This is a genomic window from Microbacterium sp. H6 (assembly GCF_003314775.1).
GTDB classification, from domain to species: domain Bacteria; phylum Actinomycetota; class Actinomycetes; order Actinomycetales; family Microbacteriaceae; genus Microbacterium; species Microbacterium oxydans.
This window is the reverse complement of sequence record NZ_QOAY01000237.1, coordinates 403-3,995: the sequence shown is the minus strand read 5'-3', so window position 1 is coordinate 3,995 and position 3,593 is coordinate 403. Positions and strand designations below refer to the sequence as shown.

Here is a 3,593-nt window from a genome sequence, read left to right as displayed (position 1 = left end):
GCCCCCGAGGTGCCGACGTCGGGTGGCTACCGCGTGCTCACCATCGTGATCTTCGCGTTCCTGTTCCTGCTCCTCGTCGCCGCGATCGTCGTGGGCGTGTACCTGCTGAACACCACCAGCTTCCCGTTCGCGGGCGCCGACGTCGCAGCGTCGTCGATCTCAGGCGTTCCGCTCCTGTGACCTGCTGAGCTCAGGAGCGTTTCGGGGCCGTCCTGCGTCGAAGTGCTGCCGAGGCGACGGCGACGATCGTGCCGACGGCCACCCCGATCACGGTCTCGATCGCGCGGTCCTGCAGCAGCATGTCGACGGGCGTGGGTGCGGCCAGGTGCACCATGAGCAGGGCAAGCGGGGTGATGAAGATCATCGCGATGCCGTAGTTGCGGCCGACGAACAGCTCGGCGGCGGCCTGCAGCACGACCACGAGGGCGATCACGGCGAGTGGGGGCAGGTCGATGGCGAGGATGCCGGCGGCGACGAGCACTCCGAGCAACGTGCCGACAAGGCGCTGGATGCCGCGGATCACGCGGGCGTTGAGCTGAGGTCCGCTCACGGCGGCCACCGCGCCGACCGCCGCCCAGTACCAGTGCGAGTCCATGATCAGCAGCCCGGCGAAGCCCGCGACCAGGATCGCGACTCCGACCGACGCAGCCATCTCGCCCGCGATCGGGCCGACGGGCTGCAGGGTCTTCGGCGGCACGTCGTCGGTGCTGCGGGTGAGGATGCCGATGAGGGCGGTGATGGCCAGGCCGAACAGCACGCTCGGTCCACCGACCAGCAGCACGTCCCCGAAGGAGGCGGCTGTGGCGGGGATCGTCGCGCAGGCTCCGACCGCGAACACCGGGAACAGCGGCCCCGGCGGGTGCCACCGCATCGTGTAGGCGAGCAGGGTGACGGCCGACGCGATGACCGCGACCACGAGGATGCTGGCCGGGGCCGGGGCGGCGAGGACCGACAGTGCCGTGCCGACGAGCATCGAGGCGAGGATCACGCCACCGGCGCTCGCCTGCATGCGGATGCGGTCGCGGAACACGTCGTGCCGCCCGTAGAGGGCGGCGAAGGCGCCGAAGCTGGCGTAGATGCTGAGGTCGAGGCGTCCCAATGTCCAGAGCACGAGTAGGGGGACGGCCACGCTGACCGCGGCGCGCAACGCCACCCGGTGGTCGCCGCGGTGCGGCTCGACGCGCAGAACGCCGGTCCACACCCTTCCCCGCGAATCCGCCACTGATCCAGCCTACGTCCGACTCCCGACCGCCTCCGTCGTCGGGTCAGACTGCCGAGGCGCGTAGGAGCAGCCGGGTCTTCTCCAGGATGTGGTTCAGTGCTCGTGCGGCGGCGAGCGCGTCGTCGTGATCGACCTCGTCCCAGATGGGGCCGGCGACGCGCGCGATCTCGCGGCTGATCGCGGCCACCAGTGTCGTGCCCGTGGGGCTGAGGTGAGAACCCTCGACGAGTCCCCGCTCCTGGAGGGCGCGGAGGAAGAGCGCGGAGTCGGGGTCGTGTAGACGGTCAGCGACGAACCTGTCCACGCTGCCCTCTCCCTCGAACTGGGAGACGAGGCGCAGCGTCACCCATTCCCGTTCCGACAGGGCGTGGGGGGAGAGCAGGGTGAGCAGGAGGGCGTTCAGCGCCTTCTCCGTCTGGCCGATGAGCTGCGGGCCGAAAGGGATCATGAGGGCTCCATATCGTTGGTGCGGCCAACGGTAGCACATCATTGGTGATGCCAACGAGTAGCATCGGTTCATGGATCGACTCGAACACAGGGCGACGTGGTGGGTCAGTCGGGCGCACCTGCGCTCCCACGCGCTTCTGCAGGAACTCTTTGCCGACGTGGGCGCTCGCGCGTACCACTACCGGCTGCTCGCGGCAGTGGAAGAGGCGGGCCCGATCAGTCAGGCCGACCTCGGACGCGCGACCGAACTCGACCGCAGCGACGTCTCGGTGGCACTGGTCGTGCTGGAAGAGGGCGGGTTCGTCGCGCGTGCCCCTCATCCGTCCGACCGCCGCCGCAACGTCGTCAGCCTCACCGCAGCAGGCCGCGCCGAGCTCGCCCGGCTCGATGCGGTGGTCGATCAGGCCCAGGAGCAGTTCCTGGCGCCGCTGACCGCAGACGAGCGTGCCGTGTTCCTCGACCTCACCCGCCGGGTCGCTGTCGCGACCGATTGATCGCCCTCCGGCGGGTCACTCGTCTTCCGCCTCGTCGCGGTGGGGTCGCTCGTCGTTCAGCACCTCGAACAGGCTGGAGAACCCCTGGTCGCCGTGGCCGTCGGAGATCCGGCGATCCATCAGCCGCCTGATCTCCCGCATGCGCACCGTGTCCATGCCGAGCGCTTCGCGATGGCTGACGAGGTCGTCCATGAGTGCTCTCTGCACGTGCAACGAACCCAGGTCGGGCCCGTACTGGCCTGCGGCCACGGCCTCGCCGAAGCTCTTCACCAGCGGCACATATCCCTCGACGGTCCCCGCGACGCGCTCCGCGAACCCCACGACATCGGCCCCCTCGGCCGTGATCAGTGCGAACGTATGCAGCAGTCCGATCAGGAACTCGTAGCCGACCGCCACCTGAGCGAGGAACTCGACGGCCGCGTGGCCCACATCCTCTCCGTGGTATCCGACGGTGCCGAGGCCCTCCAGCGCCCCGCGGTGCGTGTCGAAGCCGACGCGATCTCCGCTGAAGGAGAGGAGCACCTCGGGCGACCCCACGGCGGCGGGGTCGCCCATGATCCCGCCGTCGACATATCGCGCGCCGTGCGTCTGCGCCCACTCCCCGGCCGCTCTGGCCTGGGCAGGAGAGCCACTGGTGACGTTCACGATCACCTTTCCTCGTGCTGCCTCGGCGATCGTCTCGAAGACCGCCTCCACGGCGGTGCCGTCGAGCAGGCATACGATCACGAGCGGGCTCGCGGCCACCGCATCGGCGGCCGTCCGGGCGACATCGGCGCCGAGCGCAGCCAACGATGCCGCTCTGCTCCCGGTGCGGTTCCACACGGTGGTCGGGTGGCCGCGTCCGACGAGCGTCCTCGCTATGGCTGTTCCCATCTCGCCGAGGCCGATGACGGTGACGGGCGTCCTCGGGTTCTCATCCACGTTCATCCTTTATGTCCCTCTCGTTCAGTCGGTGGCGGGTTCGGTGGCGGGAGTGGGAGCGAGGGGTGGGTCGTCGTCCGTCGAGGAGAGGCCGATGCCCCAGCTCGCGCCGCGGGCGACGAAGACTCCGAGCGCCGTGACGGCCGCGAACGCGAGCATGAGCAGTCGGGCGGCATCGACGACGTCGGGCATGGCGAGGTTCACGAGCACGCCGGCCATCGCCGAGCTGAACGCACTCGCGATGATGAAGACGGTGTTGACGGCCGCGGCGGCCTTGGCGCCCTCCTCTTCGCCCGAGGTGCTGCCGAGCGCCGCCACGGTCAGGTGGGGGAAGCCGATGCCGATGCCGGCTCCGGCGAGGAACAGTGCGATGAACCACAGGGCGATGACGAGGACGGAGGGGCCCTCGTGCTGGAGCAGGCCGTAGGCGGTCAGCCCGGCGGCGACCACGAGCGGACCGAGGGTGATGAGCGTGCGCCGGGACCGGATGCCCATCGCGTTCGCGCTGA

Annotated in this window: 5 protein-coding genes and 1 pseudogene; 2 read left to right on the top strand and 4 right to left on the bottom strand. The window is 69.9% G+C overall.

What is annotated here, in order from left to right; all coding sequences use genetic code 11:
- On the top strand, positions 1-180 hold a 180-nt coding region (locus DSP71_RS22405; RefSeq protein ID WP_181800750.1), incomplete at its 5' end, for a hypothetical protein.
- Between the two features lie 10 nt (positions 181-190).
- On the opposite strand, the gene DSP71_RS15235 is transcribed toward DSP71_RS22405, so the two are convergent.
- A complete protein-coding gene (locus DSP71_RS15235; protein WP_179515730.1) occupies positions 191-1,222 on the bottom strand; it encodes an FUSC family protein in 1,032 nt (343 codons plus the stop codon).
- Positions 1,223-1,265: 43 nt separating this feature from the next.
- The gene (locus DSP71_RS15230; protein WP_113681502.1) at positions 1,266-1,670 is read right to left on the bottom strand and encodes a hypothetical protein; all 405 of its coding nucleotides are present in this window, start codon (positions 1,668-1,670) and stop codon (positions 1,266-1,268) included.
- 70 nt (positions 1,671-1,740) lie between these two features.
- On the opposite strand from DSP71_RS15230, the gene DSP71_RS15225 reads away from it, so the two are divergent.
- Positions 1,741-2,163, top strand: a complete 423-nt coding sequence (locus DSP71_RS15225; RefSeq protein WP_046748676.1) for a MarR family winged helix-turn-helix transcriptional regulator — start codon at positions 1,741-1,743, stop codon at positions 2,161-2,163.
- A 15-nt stretch (positions 2,164-2,178) separates the two neighbouring features.
- On the opposite strand, the gene DSP71_RS15220 is transcribed toward DSP71_RS15225, so the two are convergent.
- The gene (locus DSP71_RS15220) at positions 2,179-3,084 is read right to left on the bottom strand and encodes an NAD(P)-dependent oxidoreductase (protein WP_218867272.1); all 906 of its coding nucleotides are present in this window, start codon (positions 3,082-3,084) and stop codon (positions 2,179-2,181) included.
- A 24-nt stretch (positions 3,085-3,108) separates the two neighbouring features.
- A pseudogene (locus DSP71_RS15215) lies at positions 3,109-3,593 on the bottom strand (MFS transporter); the annotation flags it as partial.